This window comes from Edwardsiella sp. EA181011 (genome assembly GCF_000800725.1).
GTDB lineage: Bacteria > Pseudomonadota > Gammaproteobacteria > Enterobacterales > Enterobacteriaceae > Edwardsiella > Edwardsiella anguillarum.
This window is the reverse complement of sequence record NZ_CP011364.1, coordinates 2,669,484-2,684,769: the sequence shown is the minus strand read 5'-3', so window position 1 is coordinate 2,684,769 and position 15,286 is coordinate 2,669,484. Positions and strand designations below refer to the sequence as shown.

Sequence of the window (15,286 nt, the reverse complement as noted above, 5' to 3'; positions counted from 1 at the left end):
GATGCCGTGAATAGCCGGGTGAAGGCGCGCCCCGTGAAGGGGCGCGAGGCGGGGTTAGCCCAGGGTCATCAGACTGGCGTTGCCGCCGGCTGCCGCGGTATTCACGCTCAGCGCGCGCTCGTGGACCAACAGCTCCAGACGCAGCCGCGTGTCGCCGGGCGCCAGGCCCTGCAGCGGGACGATGGCGCCGCGGCGGGTGGCAATCTGCCTGCCGAGGAGGCGCAGTCGATCGCTGTCGCCATGGTAGATCGCCGCGTCGAACTCCAGCGCCATCAGGCTATCCGCCGGGCTCAGCGTGATGCGCGCCGCGACCGTCGCTGGCAGCGCTTTGTGCAGCGCGCGGTGTCGCGGGGTATCGGGCCACAGGACGCGGCAGCCGACCGCCACGGCCGCCGCCAGCTGGATCAGCGCATCGTCCTCGCTCTCCGCCACGCACAGCACCCGCTCGCGCGGGACAAGGCGCAGGGTGTTGCGCTCACCGGTCGGCCCCCCCAGCGGGCGTGGGACGGCGGCGGGGCACAGGCTGGCGTAGCGCTGGCACAGGATCTGGAGCGCCGGGCGATCGGTGGCCCAGTCATTCAGGGCCTGCAGCGGCGAGGTGGCGTCGTGCGGCTGACGCTGAGCGGCGTCGGTGCCCAGCGTCAGCGCATTTTCCGGACTGCGGGCCAGCAGGCGGTAGAGATAGAGCGAGCCGCCGGCTTTCGGGCCGGTGCCGGAGAGCCCCTCACCGCCGAAGGGCTGTACGCCGACGACGGCGCCGACGATATTGCGGTTAACGTAGATATTGCCGACGTGGGCGCGCTCGGCGATGCGGGCGATGGTTTCGTCGATGCGCGAATGTACCCCGAGGGTCAGGCCGTAGCCGGAATCGTTGATCTGGGCCAGCAGCGCATCCAGCTGCCCGCGGCGGTAGCGCACCACGTGCAGCACCGGACCAAAGATCTCCCTCTGCAGCGCATTGGGGCTGTCCAACTCGATCAGGGTGGGCTGCACAAAGTGACCCCGAGCGCGGCGCTGGGCGTCGTCCTGGGCGTGCGCCGCCTGGAATACCGGGTATCCCTTGGCTCGCATGGCGAGGATATGCTGCTCGATATTGCTCTGGGCCTCGCTATCGATCACTGGGCCGATGTCGCAGTCCAGCCGCTCCGGGTTGCCCAGGCGGTATTCCGCCATGGCGCCGCGCAGCATGGTCAGGGTCCGGTCGGCGATCTCCTCCTGCAGGCAGAGGAGGCGCAGGGCGGAGCAGCGTTGCCCGGCGCTGTCGAAGGCTGACGTGACAACGTCACTTACGACCTGCTCGGTCAGCGCCGACGAGTCGACGATCATCGCGTTGAGCCCCCCGGTCTCGGCGATCAGCGGCGTTGGCCGACCCTGCGCATCGAGCCGGTCGGCGACGGCGCGCTGCAGCCGTTTGGCGACCTCCGTCGAGCCGGTAAACATAACGCCGCGCACCCGGCTATCGTTGACCAGTTGGGCGCCCACGGTTTCGCCGCGCCCCGGCAGCAGCTGTACGGCGCCGGGGGGGACGCCGGCGTCGTGCAGGATAGCGATGGCCTGGGCGGCGATCAGCGGCGTCTGTTCGGCGGGCTTGGCTAGTACGCTGTTGCCGGCGGCCAGCGCGGCGGCGATCTGGCCGGTAAAGATCGCCAGCGGGAAGTTCCACGGGCTGATGCAGACCACGCAGCCCAGCGGACGGTGGCTCTCGTTGTCGAAGCTGACGCGCACCTGCTCGGCGTAGTAGCGCAGGAAGTCGACGGCTTCGCGCACCTCGGCGACGGCGTTGGCAAAGGTCTTGCCTGCCTCACGTATCAGAATCCCCATCAGCGTCGGCATCTGGCGCTCCATCAGGGTGGCGGCGCGCGCCAGGATGGCGGCACGCGCCTGCGGCGGCGTGGCCCCCCAGATGGGGGCGCTACGCTGCGCATCCGTCAACGCCTGCGCGACCTCCTGCTCGCTGGCGTCGCGCGTGTAGCCGACGATATCGCCCGGCTCGGCGGGATTAGGCAGGGCGCGCAGGTCGCCTTCGGCGCAGGGCTGCTCCAGCAGCGGTATCGCCACCCGCCGCTGATGGGCGTCGTTCAACAGGGCGCAGGAGAGGGAGGCCAGGCGCTGCTCATTGCTCAGATCCAGTCCGGCGGCGTTGGCGCGCCCCGGGGCATACAGATCGCGCGGCAGCGGGATCTTCGGATGGGGGAGCCCAAGGCACCCCTCCTGCGCCGTCAGCGTATCCACGGCGGCGACCGGGTCGGCGACCAGCGCTTCCAGCGGCAGGCTGGCGTCGGCGATGCGATTGACGAAGGAGGTGTTGGCGCCATTCTCCAGCAGACGGCGCACCAGGTAGGCTAACAGCGTTTCATGGGTGCCGACCGGCGCATAGATGCGGCAGGGGCGATTGAGCTTGCCGTCGGCGACCTTGCCGACCACCTGCTGGTATAGCGGCTCGCCCATGCCGTGCAGGCACTGGAACTCATACTGCCCCGGGTAGTAATTCTGTCCGGCCAACTGATAGATGGCCGCCAGCGTATGGGCGTTATGGGTGGCGAACTGCGGGTAGATCAGGCTGGGCACGCTCAGTAGCCTTTTGGCGCAGGCCAGGTAGGAGACATCGGTATAGATCTTGCGAGTATAGACCGGGTAGCCCTCCAGCCCCTCGACCTGGGCGCGCTTGATTTCGCTGTCCCAGTAGGCCCCCTTCACCAGGCGGATCATCAGGCGGCGCTGGCTGCGGGCGGCGAGATCGATCAGGAAGTCGATCACCGAGGGACAGCGCTTCTGGTAGGCCTGGATCACAAAGCCGATGCCGTTCCAGCCGGCCAGATCGGGCTCATGGCACAGCCTTTCCAGCAGATCGAGGGAGAGTTCCAGGCGATCGGCCTCCTCGGCGTCGATATTGATGCCGATGTCGTACTGGCGCGCTAGCAGGGTGAGGGCGCGGAGGGTCGGATACAGCTCTTCCATCACGCGTTCATACTGGGCGCGGCTATAGCGCGGATGCAGGGCGGAGAGCTTGATCGAGATCCCCGGCCCCTCATAGATGCCGCGTCCGTTGGCGGCCTTGCCGATGGCGTGGATCGCCTGTTGGTAGGAGTGCAGGTAGGCCTGCGCGTCGGCGGCGGTCAGCGCCGCCTCGCCCAGCATGTCGTAGGAGTAGCTGAAGCCTTTCTCCTCTAGGCGATGCGCGTTGGCCAGCGCCTCGGCGATGGTCTCGCCGGTGACGAACTGCTCCCCCATCAGGCGCATCGCCATATCCACCCCCTTGCGGATCAGCGGTTCGCCGCGCTTGCCGATGATCCGGCTCAGCGCGTGGGAGAGGTGGGCCTCGCTGTGGGTCGCGACCAGCCTGCCGGTGAGCAGCAGCCCCCAGGTGGCGGCGTTGACGAACAGCGAGGCGCTGCGGCCGAGGTGCGCCTGCCAGTCTCCGCCGCTGATCTTGTCGCGGATCAGCGCATCGCGGGTGGCCTTATCGGGAATGCGCAGCAGCGCCTCGGCCAGGCACATCAGCGCGACGCCCTCCTGAGAGGAGAGGGCGAACTCCTGCAGCAGGCTCTGTACCATTCCGGCTCGTCCGCCGGCGTTCTTCCGGCCGCGCAGCTGCTGTGCCAGGCGGTAGGCCAGCTGATACGCCTGCTCGGCCAGGGGGGCGGGCAGGCGGGCCTGTTCGAGCAGCGCCGGGAGAGCCTCTGTCTCCGCGCGGCGGTAGGCCGCGGTGATATTGGCCCGCAGCACCGACTGCGGCAGAATCTGTTCAGCGAACGCCAGGAAGGGCGGCTGTCCCTCCGGCGGCGGCGGCGTACCCACTGCGGGGGATCGACGACGGCCGCCAGCTCCGGCGGCGTTTCGCCCTGTTCCAGACGCTCCAGATAGCTGAAGATGGCCTGTTTGATCAGCCAGTGCGGCGTACGGTCAATCTGGCTGGCGGCCGCCTTGATACGCTCGCGGGCGGCGTCATCGAGCTTAACCCCCATGGTTGTCGTTGCCATCGCATTTACTCCTTTTGGCTCTGTCTGTCGCGCGGGTGAGGCCAGCCGTTTGGGATGGCGCTGCAGCGCCGCAGCGCGAAGGATAGGCCGTCGCACGGGGCAGACGGCGGGAATTCGCAGTCGGATCCCGGCGCTCGTCGTTTCATGGCGGCGCCGCATTGCAAAAAATATCCATTATGTTGCAACTTTGTGCAACCTTGTTAAATGCGACGTGGCCTACAGGTTTGAAAATGATATTTACCCCGGCGTTAATGTCATTATAGAAAGTATGGATAGCAGGTTGCGCCAGGTTTCCGTGCGAATGATCTCAAAATGAAAGGGTGCAACCGGTGTTAATGTGATCCAGCACGGTTTGTGCTCATTTTCTCTCTGCCGCGCATGGGTTTTATGTAAATGATGTGTTAATTAATGGTTGATATTTGAATCCGCGGCGGAAACGGCTGGGCGGGCGCGTTCGCCGGCGCGGCCTCGACGGCGGCGTCATGACGGCCCGGTGCGCCAGACGAGACTTTCGGGAGAGCGACAATGACAATGAGCACGCCCATGTTGGTGACCTTTTGTATCTATATCCTGGGGATGATCCTAATCGGCTTCCTCGCCTGGCGATCGACGAACAGCTTCGATGACTATATTCTCGGTGGGCGCCGCCTCGGCCCCTTCGTGACTGCGCTGTCGGCCGGGGCATCGGACATGAGCGGCTGGCTGCTGATGGGCCTGCCCGGCGCGGTGTTCGTCGCCGGTATCTCGGAGAGCTGGATCGCCATCGGCCTGACGCTGGGCGCCTGGCTAAACTGGCGGCTGGTGGCGGGACGCCTGCGGGTGCACACCGAGGCGAGCAATAACGCCCTGACCCTGCCGGACTACTTTACCGCCCGCTTCGCTGATGACAGTCGATTGCTGCGTATCATCTCCGCCCTGGTGATCCTGCTATTTTTCACCATCTACTGCGCCTCTGGGATCGTGGCTGGCGCCCGCCTGTTTGAGAGCACCTTCGGCATGAGCTACTCGACGGCGCTGTGGGCCGGGGCGGCGGCGACCATCATCTATACCTTTATTGGCGGCTTCCTGGCGGTCAGCTGGACCGACACGGTGCAGGCGAGTCTGATGATCTTCGCCCTGATCCTGACGCCGGTGATGGTGATGATCTCCGTCGGCGGTTTCGATGACGCGCTGGAGGTGATCAGGCAGAAGAGCAGCGAAAGCGTCGATATGCTGAAGGGGCTCAATCTGGTGGCCATCCTTTCGCTGATGGGCTGGGGGCTAGGCTACTTTGGCCAGCCGCATATATTAGCGCGCTTTATGGCGGCCGACTCGCACTATAGCCTGGTCAATGCCCGGCGTATCAGCATGACCTGGATGGTCCTTTGCCTGCTTGGCGCGGTCGCCGTCGGCTTTTTCGGCATCGCCTACTTTAGCAACCATCCCGCGCTGGCCGGCGCGGTGGATCGCAACGCCGAGCGGGTCTTCATCGCGCTGGCACAGCTGCTGTTTTCTCCGTGGATTGCCGGGATCCTGCTGTCCGCTATCCTGGCGGCGGTGATGTCGACGCTCAGCTGCCAGCTGTTGGTCTGCTCCAGCGCGATTACCGAGGATCTGTATAAGGCCTTCCTGCGCAAGCAGGCCGGACAGCGGGAGCTGGTGTGGGTCGGACGGGCGATGGTGCTGCTGGTGGCGCTGGTCGCCATCGCGCTGGCGTCCAACCCGGAAAACCGGGTGCTGGGGCTGGTGAGCTATGCCTGGGCCGGCTTCGGAGCCGCCTTCGGTCCGGTGGTGATCGGCTCGGTGCTCTGGTCGCGGATGACCCGTAACGGCGCGTTGGCCGGGATGGCCATCGGCGCCCTCACGGTGATCGTCTGGAAACAGTACGCCTGGCTGGGCCTATATGAGATCATTCCGGGCTTCCTGTTTGCCGGCGTCGGCATCCTGGTGGTCAGCCTGCTGGATCGCGCACCCTCGGCGGCGGTGCAGCGGCGCTTCGCCGCCGCCGATGCCGAGTATCGCTCCCCGCCGCCGCGCGCTCTGCGGCCGGAGGTGGAGTGACGGCGCCCGCCGCGAGCCGGACGCCACTCCCCCTGACGCTACTTGCCGCGTCCCTGCGTTTCGGCATCGTGCATCCTTTGGTGGCCCTGGATGATCTGCTGATGCGCGGCCGCGCTACTGTTGTTCATGGCCCGGTGGGCGATGATCGCCCGCTGATGCTTATCCAGAGGAGCGCTGTCGTGTCCCGCTGACGGTGTCGCCGCGCCGTGGGCTGAGGCGAGGCGCTGAGGCGCCGCCGGTGGGGCGTTGTCCTGCCCGCTGGCGGCCAGGGCTGCGCTGCTGAGGCCCAGGGTGAGCAAGGCGGTGTAGAGCAGTCTTTTCATCGGTATGACTCCATATCGGTAATCTCTGCGTGCAACGCCGGCGGCGTCGGTCACGCGAACGGGGGGAATGTTGCGTCGGAAAACGCCCCGGCGCGCGGGGGATGGAGCGCCGTTACGCGGGCGTCTCTCCTCCGATGCGTACCAGTATACCGGGGGATCCGCAGCCGCGCGTGACGGGAGAATGACGATCGCGTAATGATTTATTGCATTGATTACTAATCTATTATTTTTTGCAGCCCGGGGTGTTCCCGCTTTCCGAGGCGCGAGGCAGGGAGAAGGTAAAGCGGGTGGCATCGGGATCCGAGCTAACCCAGATCTGGCCCTGATGCGCGCCGATGATCGATTTGACGATGGCCAGGCCGATGCCGCTCCCTTCGCCGTTACGCTGGCGTGCGGGGTCGACGCGATAGAAGCGGTCGAATAGGCGCGCCAGGTGACGCGACGCGATGGGCGTGCCGGGATTGGCGACGCAGAGTCGCACTTCATCGGCCGTCCCGCTGAGTCGCACGGTCACGCTGTGGCCCGCCGGGGTATGGCGAATGGCGTTGGATAGCAGATTGCTGATGACCCGTCGCAGCATTGACGGATCGCCCCAGGCGGCGGGGCCCTCGCCGTCAACGCGCAGGGTCACTTGGCGTTCCTCCGCCCAGGCCTCGAAGAAGTCGAACACCTTGAGGGTCTCCTGGCGCAGATCGAGGGGAACGCGACTGAGGCGAAGACGCTGGCTGTCCGCCTGCGCCAGAAACAGCATGTCGTTCACCATCTTCGCCATGCGCTGGTACTCTTCAAGGTTCGAATAGATCACCTCCTCCAGCTCGTTCTGCGTGCGGGGCTGACTCAGTACGATTTCGCTCTGGGTGATCAGGTTGGTGATCGGGGTGCGCATCTCGTGGGCGATGTCGGCAGAAAAGTTTGCCTGCCGAGTGAAGACGTCTTCGATGCGGGCGAGCATCTGGTTGAAGGAGAGCACCAACTGCTGCAGCTCGATCGGCACCGCGCCGGGGGCGAGGCGGGTATCGAGATTCTCCGCGGTGATGGCCTTGATCTTCCCGCTGAGATCGCGCAGCGGCCGGTGTCCGCTGTAGATGGCGAGCAGCACGATGAAAATGATCAGCAGGCTGATGAGGGCCGCGCAGAGCATCAGATTGGCCTTCAGCTGCTCAAGATAGTGCAGGTGTACATTGATGGAGAGGGCGATCAGCAGGGTGTAGGGGGTGCGCGGATCGCCCGCCGGATAGACCGTGCTGGCGATGAGGCGGTAGGCGTTTCGATCCGTCGCCTCGCGCGGGCCGTCGGCGTGGCGGCCGTCTGGCCAGAGAAAGACCTGACCGCTTTGCAGATAGCGCTGCAGCTCCGGCAGCTGCCAGACCGCGTCGAGATCGGCGGCGGCCTCCGCGCGGTAGCGATAGAGAAAGTGCCGATCGCCGGCGCGCAGCGCGACGCTGATGTTCGGGTAGCCGGCCAGCACCCGGCTGAGCGTATCGAGGCGCTGGATGCCGGGGCGGGGCGGTTCTTGCAGGACGCGCAGGACGCTGCTGCGCACCTGCTGGAGCGTGCCGTTGTCCAGCTCGGCGAAATGGCGCTCGACGGAGTAGATCATGATCCAGGTGAACGCGACGAAGGCGAGACTGGTCGCCAGCGAGATGGTAAGGGTCAGGCGGGCCGCCAGGGAGATGGGGCGCCGCACGCGCTTAGCCCACATCCGGCGCCTCGAGCAGGTAGCCGACGCCGCGCACCGTCTGGATGAGCTTGGGCTCGAAGTCAAGGTCGATCTTCGCCCGCAGCCGCTTCACGGCCACGTCGATGGCGTTGGTGTCGCTGTCGAAGTTCATGTCCCAAACCTGCGAGGCGATCAGGGAGCGGGGCAGCACCTCGCCCTGGTGGCGGATAAAGAACGTCAGCAGGGTGAACTCCTTGCCCGTTAGCGTGATGCGCTTAGCGCCGCGGGTCACCTTTCTGGAGAGAAGATCCAGGGTGAGATCGGCCACGTGCAGCTGGCTCTCGGGAATGTGGGTGCTGCCGCGGCGCAGCAGGGTTTTCACCCGCGCTAAGAGCTCGGCGAAGGCGAAGGGCTTGACCAGGTAGTCGTCGGCGCCGAGCTCCAGCCCCTTTACCCGTTGTTCGATGGTGCCCAGCGCGCTCAGCAGCAGGATCGGCAGCCCCTGGTTGGCGTTGCGTAGCATGCGCACGATGTCCCAGCCGTTGACGTCGGGCAGCAGAATATCGAGGATGATCAGATCGTAGCTGGCGGTCATCGCCAGGTGGTATCCCGTCAAACCGTTGTCGGCGAGATCGACGACAAATCCTGCCTCTGTCAGTCCCTTACACAGGTATTTCCCGGTTTTTACCTCATCCTCGACGATCAGTATTTTCACCCTGTGCTCCGTTATCTCATGCTCTCCCGGCCATTGTAGAGGGGTTGAGGGCGAGATCAATCGATGAACGGGAAAATGACAGCTTTGTCATTTGGCTGTCACCGGGCAAACCGTATCGGTTTGTTAAGGTGCCTTATCCTTTGGCGGCCTTATGGGTGCCACACCCCCATCGGCATGTTTGGGCTATCAGCGTTATGGTTAAGTTAAAGCAATTAAGCGTCAGCGTGGTATTGACTCTGACGGGATGCGTCTCTCTGGCGCCAGAGTATCAGCGTCCGGCATTGCCGGTAGGCGCGCAGTTCTCCTCGGCGGCGGCGGCTGGCGCCACGGCGGCGACGTACGACTGGGATCTGGGCTGGCGCCAGTTTTTTCGCGATGCGCAGGCCAGACAGCTGATCGACGAGGCGCTGCGTAACAACCGTGACCTGCGGCAGGCGGTGCTCAATGTGCGTCTGGCGCGCGCCCAGCTGGCACTGCAGCAGGCCGACCGCTATCCCCAGCTCGATGTTTCCTCGCAGGCGAACTATCGCGCTCCGCTCCAGGGCGGCGCCAGCAGCCGAGAGTATCAGCTGGGCGGCGCGCTGGGGGTCGAGCTGGATCTGTTCGGTCGGCTCCAGTCGATGAGCGAGCGGGAACGGCAGAACTTTCTCGCCAGCCAGCAGGCACAGCGTGCGGTGCATATCCTGTTGGTCTCCAATGTCGCCCAGGCCTATTTTACCCAGCAGCTGGCCTACGCCCAGCAACGTATCGCCCGAGAGACGCTGCAGAGCTACCGCCAATCCTACACCCTGATTGAACGGCAGGTGCAAAGCGGCAGTAATAACCTGCTGGCGCTGGAGCAGGCGCGCGGGCAGATCGATACGACCCAGGCGACGCTGGCGCGGCGCGAGGGGGAGGTGGCGCAGGCCAACCATGCTATCCAGCGGCTCGTCGGCGTCTATGGCGGAGCCCCCCGCGATCTGCGCGGGCTGGAAAGCCCGGTCGGTCCAGTCGCGCTACCGGTGCCGCTGCCATCGACGATCCTGCTGCAGCGGCCCGACATTATGGAGGCGGAGCATCAGCTGCGGGCGGCGGATGCCGATATCGGCGCGGCGCGGGCGGCATTCTTTCCCTCGATCTCGCTGAGCGGCGGACTGAACGCCAGCGGCAGCGATTTAGCCGGATTATTCAGCGCGGCCGGTGGAATGTGGAGCTTTGTCCCCAAGGTTACCCTGCCGATCTTTAACGGCGGGCGTAACCGCGCCAATCTGCAGCTCGCCGAACTACGCCAGCAGCAGTCCATCGTGAATTATGAAAATAGGATCCAGGCGGCGTTTAAGGAGGTGGACGATGCCCTCTCCACGCGCCGGAGCCTCGCCGATCAATTAACGGCGCAGCAGCGCTATCTCGACGCGCTGCAGGCGACCTTAGGGCGCGCCCGCGGCCTATACGCCCACGGTGCGCTGAGTTATCTCGAGGTCTTGGACGCCGAACGCGCGTTATTTACCACCCAGCAGACGCTACTCGATCTGCGCTATGCCCAGCAGGCGAATGAGATAGCGCTTTTTGCCGCCCTGGGCGGCGGTTGGCAGGCATAACAACTGACCCTTAATCCAATGGAGTGAATTGTATGAAAACAGCGATCAAAGTGGCTTTATGTACGGCTTTCATCATGGCGGGCAGCGTCCCAGCGCTGGCGGCGGAGAATGGCCATCAACACGCTCAGCCGGCGGCGGCCGATCAGGTGCAGACGCCACAGGTAACGACCCGCGGCGAGGTGAAGGCGATTGATTTGCAGAGTAATAAGATCACCATCAGTCACCCGGCGATCCCCGAATTGGACTGGCCGGCGATGACCATGCGCTTTACCTTCGATGAGGCGAGCCAGGTCGCGGGAGTAAAGGCCGGCGATCGGGTCTCCTTCTCGTTTGTTCAGCAGGGCGCGATCTCACGGTTAACCGCCATCCATGCCATCTGATCGCAGCGATGCTATTGATGCCGGAGGTTCCCGAGGGGACTCCGGCCGTTCGACTCTGCGTCCGTCGTGAATGACCGGCTCGCGAATGGGGATTGTCATGCCCGCTCTAAATATAAAGTATGCCGCGGCGCTTGCCGGCGGCCTCATTCTGGGGGGGCGATCACCGTCGCCCTGTATCCTTATCTGAATCTGACATCGTCAGCCGCCACGGCGCCGGCCGAACGCCGCGTGCTGTTCTGGTATGACCCGATGAAACCCGATGTCAAATTCGACCAGCCGGGGAAATCCCCCTTTATGGACATGGATCTGGTGCCGAAATACGCCGACGAGGGCGGCGCGGAGGGGCAGGATGGCGGCGTACGCATCGATCCCGCCCAGCGGCAGAATCTGGGGCTGAAGACGGCCGCGGTGCGACGGGGGACGCTGCGCGACGCACTTACGCTGCCCGCCACCATCAGCTTTAACGAGTATCAATACGCGATCGTGCAGGCGCGTGCGGAGGGGTTTGTCGAGAAGGTCTACCCGTTGACCAACGGCGATCGGATCGCGCGCGGCAGCCCGCTGGTCGATATCACCATCCCGGCCTGGGTCGAGGCACAGAGTGAATATCTGCTGCTGACTCAGCCGGGGGGCGGCCAGGAGGCGCAGCGCCAAGGGGTGCTGGAGCGTCTGCGCCTGAGCGGGATGCCGGAGGAGGATATTCAGCGCCTGCGCACCGCCCGGCGCATCCAGACGCGCTTTACCCTGCGCGCGCCGATCGACGGGGTGATTACCGCCTTCGATCTGCGCGCCGGGATGAACTTCTCCAAGGATAAGACGGTGGCGCAGATCCAGGGTATCGACCCAGTCTGGGTCAGCGCTGCGCTGCCGGAGGCGATGGCCGCGCAGCTGAACGCGGATAGCCGCTTCGAGCTGACGGTGCCCGCCTATCCACAGCAGCGTTTCTCGGTGCGCGACTGGCGCACGCTGCCCAGCGCCGATCCGGCGACGCGCACCCTGCAGATCCGCCTTGCGGTGGCCAATCCCGACGGCAGACTGAAGCCCGGCATGAACGCCACGCTGCATCTTGAGACGCAGAGCCGGCCGCTGCTGCTGATCCCCGCCCAGGCGATCGTCGATAGCGGCGCCGAGCAGCATGTGATCACCGTGACGCAGGACGGGCGCTTCCTGCCGAAGCGCGTCGCGGTGGCGCAGGAGGCGCAGCAGCAGGCGGGGATCGCCGCGGGGCTGACGGAGGGGGAATCGGTAGTGGTCAACGGCCTGTTCCTGATCGATTCGGAGGCCAGTATCAGCGGCGCGCTGGCGCGTATGCGTCAGGCGGGTGGGGGAGATGCGCCGTCATCCCCTGGCGCACCGGCTCCCTCCGCGTCGCACGCCGGACACGGAGACGCGCGCCATGATTGAATGGATTATTCGACGCGCGGTGGCGAACCGCTTCTTGGTCATGATGGGCGTCCTGTTCCTCGGTATCTGGGGCGCCTGGACCATCGCCAACACGCCGGTGGATGCGCTGCCCGACCTCTCCGACGTCCAGGTGATCATCAAGACCAGCTACCCGGGGCAGGCCCCGCAGCTGGTGGAGGATCAGGTCACCTATCCATTGACCACCACCATGCTGTCGGTGCCGGGGGCCAAGACGGTGCGCGGCTTCTCCCAGTTCGGCACCTCCTACGTCTATGTGATCTTCGCCGATGGCACCGACCTCTATTGGGCGCGCTCGCGGGTACTGGAGTACCTGAATCAGGTGCAGGGTAAGCTGCCGGCGGGCGTCAGCGCGGAGATCGGCCCCGATGCCACCGGGGTCGGCTGGATCTTCGAGTATGCGCTGCTGGCTAAGAGCGGGCGACACGACCTGGCCGAGCTGCGCTCGCTGCAGGACTGGTTCCTGAAGTATGAGCTGAAGACCATCCCCAACGTCGCCGAGGTTGCCTCGGTCGGCGGGGTGGTGAAGCAGTATCAGATCCAGGTCGATCCGCTGAAGCTGGCGCAGTATGGCATCAGCCTGGCGGCGGTGAAGCAGGCCGTCGGGGCATCCAATCAGGAGGCGGGCGGCGCGTCGCTGGAGCTGGCCGAGGCGGAGTATATGGTGCGCGCCAGCGGCTATCTGCGCACCCTCGACGATTTTAACCACATCGTTCTGAAGAGCGGCCAGGATGGCGTACCGGTCTATCTGCAGGACGTCGCGCGGGTCCAGATCGGGCCGGAGATGCGCAGGGGGATCGCCGAGCTGAACGGCGAGGGCGAGGTGGCCGGCGGGGTGGTGATCCTGCGCTCGGGCGAGAACGCGCGCCAGGTGATCTCGGCGGTGAAGGCGAAGCTGGCCGCGCTGCAGGGCAGTCTGCCGCCGGGGGTGGAGGTGGTGACAACCTATGACCGCAGCCAGCTGATCGATCGGGCCATCGACAACCTTAGCGCCAAGCTTATCGAGGAGTTTATCGTGGTGGCGCTGGTCTGTGCCCTGTTCCTGTGGCATGTGCGCTCGGCGCTGGTGGCGATCGTCTCCCTGCCGCTGGGGCTGTGCATCGCCTTTATCATCATGCGCTACCAGGGGCTGAACGCCAATATCATGTCGCTGGGGGGGATCGCCATTGCGGTGGGGGCGATGGTCGATGCGGCGATCGTGATGATCGAGAACGCCCATAAGCGCCTGGAGGAGTGGGCGCATCGTCATCCCGACAGCCCTATCGACAACGCGACGCGCTGGCGGGTGATCACGGATGCCGCGGTCGAGGTGGGGCCGGCGCTGTTTATCAGCCTGCTGATCATCACGCTCTCCTTCATCCCGATCTTCACTCTGGAAGGGCAGGAGGGGCGGCTGTTTGGCCCGCTGGCCTTCACCAAGACCTATGCCATGGCCGGCGCGGCGGCGCTGGCGATCGTCGTCATTCCGATCCTGATGGGGTTCTGGATCCGGGGCGACATCCCGCCGGAGAGCCGCAATCCCCTGAATCGTTTTCTGATCAGGATCTATCATCCGCTGTTGCTCGCCGTGCTGCGCTGGCCGCGGCTCACCCTGCTGGCGGCGGCGCTGTCGATAGTGACGGTGATCTGGCCGTTGGAGCGCCTCGGCGGCGAGTTTTTGCCGAACATCAACGAGGGCGATCTGCTGTACATGCCCTCGACGCTGCCGGGGATTTCGCCGGCTCAGGCGGCGCAGCTGCTACAGACCACGGACAAACTGATCAGGCAGGTGCCGGAGGTGGCCAGCGTCTTTGGTAAGAGCGGGAAGGCGGAGAGCGCGACCGACTCGGCGCCGCTGGAGATGATCGAGACCACCATTCAGCTGAAGCCGCAGGATCAGTGGCGTCCGGGAATGACGATGGACAAGATCATCGCCGAACTCGACGCCACGGTGCGTCTGCCGGGGCTGGCTAACCTGTGGGTTCCGCCGATCCGCAACCGTATCGACATGCTCTCGACCGGCATCAAGAGCCCGATCGGCATCAAGGTGTCGGGTACCGTGCTGGGCGACATCGACGTCACGGCCCAGCGTATTGAGGCGGTGGCTAAGGGGGTACCCGGGGTGGTTTCGGCGCTGGCGGAGCGCCTGGAGGGGGGGCGCTACCTCGATATTCAGATCCAGCGCCAGCGGGCCGCCCGCTACGGGATGACGGTCGCCGATGTGCAGCTGTTCGTCTCATCGGCCATCGGCGGGGCGATGGTGGGGGAGACCGTCGAAGGGGTGGCGCGCTATCCGATTGCGTTGCGCTATCCCCAGAGCTGGCGGGATTCGCCCGAGGCGCTGCGCCGGCTGCCGATCCTGACGCCGCTCAATCAACAGATCACCCTGGGCGATGTGGCCGAGGTGCGCGTGGTCTCTGGGCCATCGATGCTGAAGACGGAGAATGCGCGCCCGGCCAGCTGGATCTATATCGATGCCCGCGGGCGCGATATGGTGTCGGTGGTCGAAGATCTGAAGACGGCGATCCAGCGCGAGGTCACCCTGGCGCCGGGCACCAGCGTCAGCTTCTCCGGCCAGTTCGAGCTGCTGGAGCATGCCAACCGCAAGCTGATGCTGATGGTGCCGATGACGCTGGTGATCATCTTCGTGCTGCTCTACCTGGCCTTCCGGCGAGTAGAAGAGGCGCTGCTGATCCTGATGAGTCTGCCCTTCGCCCTGGTGGGTGGCATCTGGTTTCTCTACTGGCAGGGGTTCCATCTGTCGGTCGCCACCGGCACCGGCTTTATCGCCCTGGCCGGCGTGGCCGCCGAGTTTGGCGTGGTGATGCTGATGTACCTGCGCCAGGCCATCGAGCAGGATCCGGCGCTGAGCCACGCTGAGCGCTTTACCCCGGCCGCGCTGGATGAGGCGTTGTATCACGGCGCGGTGCTGCGGGTGCGCCCCAAGGCGATGACCGTGGCGGTGATCATCGCCGGTCTGCTGCCGATTCTGTGGGGAACGGGCGCCGGCTCGGAGGTGATGAGCCGCATCGCCGCACCGATGATCGGCGGGATGATCACTGCGCCGCTGCTGTCGCTGTTTATCATCCCGGCGGCCTATAAGCTGATCTGGCTGCATCGCCAACGCCGAGCTACGCGCCGGACGGACACTTCAGCGTAGAAAAACGGGCGGCACGCCTTGAGCATGCCGCCCGCTTGGCGCATCCCTTT

Annotated in this window: 7 protein-coding genes and 2 pseudogenes; 5 read left to right on the top strand and 4 right to left on the bottom strand. The window is 65.2% G+C overall.

The window, feature by feature from the left end; genetic code table 11:
• Positions 1 to 54 precede the first annotated feature (54 nt).
• Positions 55 to 3,980 (bottom strand): annotated as a pseudogene (gene putA, locus QY76_RS11770) (trifunctional transcriptional regulator/proline dehydrogenase/L-glutamate gamma-semialdehyde dehydrogenase).
• A 525-nt stretch (positions 3,981 to 4,505) separates the two neighbouring features.
• Here putA and putP point away from each other — a divergent pair.
• A complete protein-coding gene (putP, locus tag QY76_RS11765; RefSeq protein WP_071844164.1) occupies positions 4,506 to 6,020 on the top strand; it encodes a sodium/proline symporter PutP in 1,515 nt (504 codons plus the stop codon).
• A 38-nt stretch (positions 6,021 to 6,058) separates the two neighbouring features.
• Here putP and QY76_RS11760 read toward each other — a convergent pair whose 3' ends face one another.
• The 3 genes from QY76_RS11760 to QY76_RS11750 all read right to left on the bottom strand — a co-directional run bounded on the left by QY76_RS11760 (position 6,059) and on the right by QY76_RS11750 (position 8,718).
• A complete protein-coding gene (locus tag QY76_RS11760) occupies positions 6,059 to 6,343 on the bottom strand; it encodes a hypothetical protein (RefSeq protein ID WP_045427668.1) in 285 nt (94 codons plus the stop codon).
• A gap of 223 nt (positions 6,344 to 6,566) precedes the next feature.
• Complete coding sequence (locus tag QY76_RS11755) at positions 6,567 to 8,045, bottom strand: Cu(+)/Ag(+) sensor histidine kinase (protein ID WP_045427670.1); 1,479 nt, start codon at positions 8,043 to 8,045, stop codon at positions 6,567 to 6,569.
• Positions 8,035 to 8,718: a copper/silver response regulator transcription factor gene (locus tag QY76_RS11750; RefSeq protein WP_034163481.1), complete on the bottom strand. Its 684-nt coding sequence runs from the start codon at positions 8,716 to 8,718 to the stop codon at positions 8,035 to 8,037. Before QY76_RS11750 ends, QY76_RS11755 begins: the two co-directional genes overlap by 11 nt.
• 194 nt (positions 8,719 to 8,912) lie before the next feature.
• On the opposite strand from QY76_RS11750, the gene QY76_RS11745 reads away from it, so the two are divergent.
• From QY76_RS11745 to QY76_RS11730, 4 genes and pseudogenes are all read left to right on the top strand, one after another.
• Entirely contained in the window at positions 8,913 to 10,295 is a 1,383-nt protein-coding gene (locus tag QY76_RS11745; RefSeq protein WP_045427672.1) for a Cu(I)/Ag(I) efflux RND transporter outer membrane protein, read from the top strand.
• Between the two features lie 32 nt (positions 10,296 to 10,327).
• On the top strand, positions 10,328 to 10,675 hold the full coding sequence (locus QY76_RS11740; RefSeq protein ID WP_034163479.1) for a copper-binding protein: 348 nt from the start codon (positions 10,328 to 10,330) through the stop codon (positions 10,673 to 10,675).
• A gap of 97 nt (positions 10,676 to 10,772) precedes the next feature.
• Positions 10,773 to 12,079, top strand: a pseudogene (locus QY76_RS11735) (efflux RND transporter periplasmic adaptor subunit).
• Positions 12,072 to 15,236, top strand: coding sequence for a CusA/CzcA family heavy metal efflux RND transporter (locus QY76_RS11730; protein WP_045427676.1), 3,165 nt, complete (start codon positions 12,072 to 12,074; stop codon positions 15,234 to 15,236). Before QY76_RS11735 ends, QY76_RS11730 begins: the two are co-directional and overlap by 8 nt.
• Positions 15,237 to 15,286: the final 50 nt, after the last annotated feature.

Coding starts and splice junctions, on each gene's coding strand:
- putP (WP_071844164.1), top strand. CDS start 4,506: ATGACAATGAGCACGCCCATGTTGGTGACCTTTTGTATCTATATCCTG.
- QY76_RS11760 (WP_045427668.1), bottom strand. CDS start 6,343: ATGAAAAGACTGCTCTACACCGCCTTGCTCACCCTGGGCCTCAGCAGC.
- QY76_RS11755 (WP_045427670.1), bottom strand. CDS start 8,045: ATGTGGGCTAAGCGCGTGCGGCGCCCCATCTCCCTGGCGGCCCGCCTG.
- QY76_RS11745 (WP_045427672.1), top strand. CDS start 8,913: ATGGTTAAGTTAAAGCAATTAAGCGTCAGCGTGGTATTGACTCTGACG.
- QY76_RS11740 (WP_034163479.1), top strand. CDS start 10,328: ATGAAAACAGCGATCAAAGTGGCTTTATGTACGGCTTTCATCATGGCG.
- QY76_RS11730 (WP_045427676.1), top strand. CDS start 12,072: ATGATTGAATGGATTATTCGACGCGCGGTGGCGAACCGCTTCTTGGTC.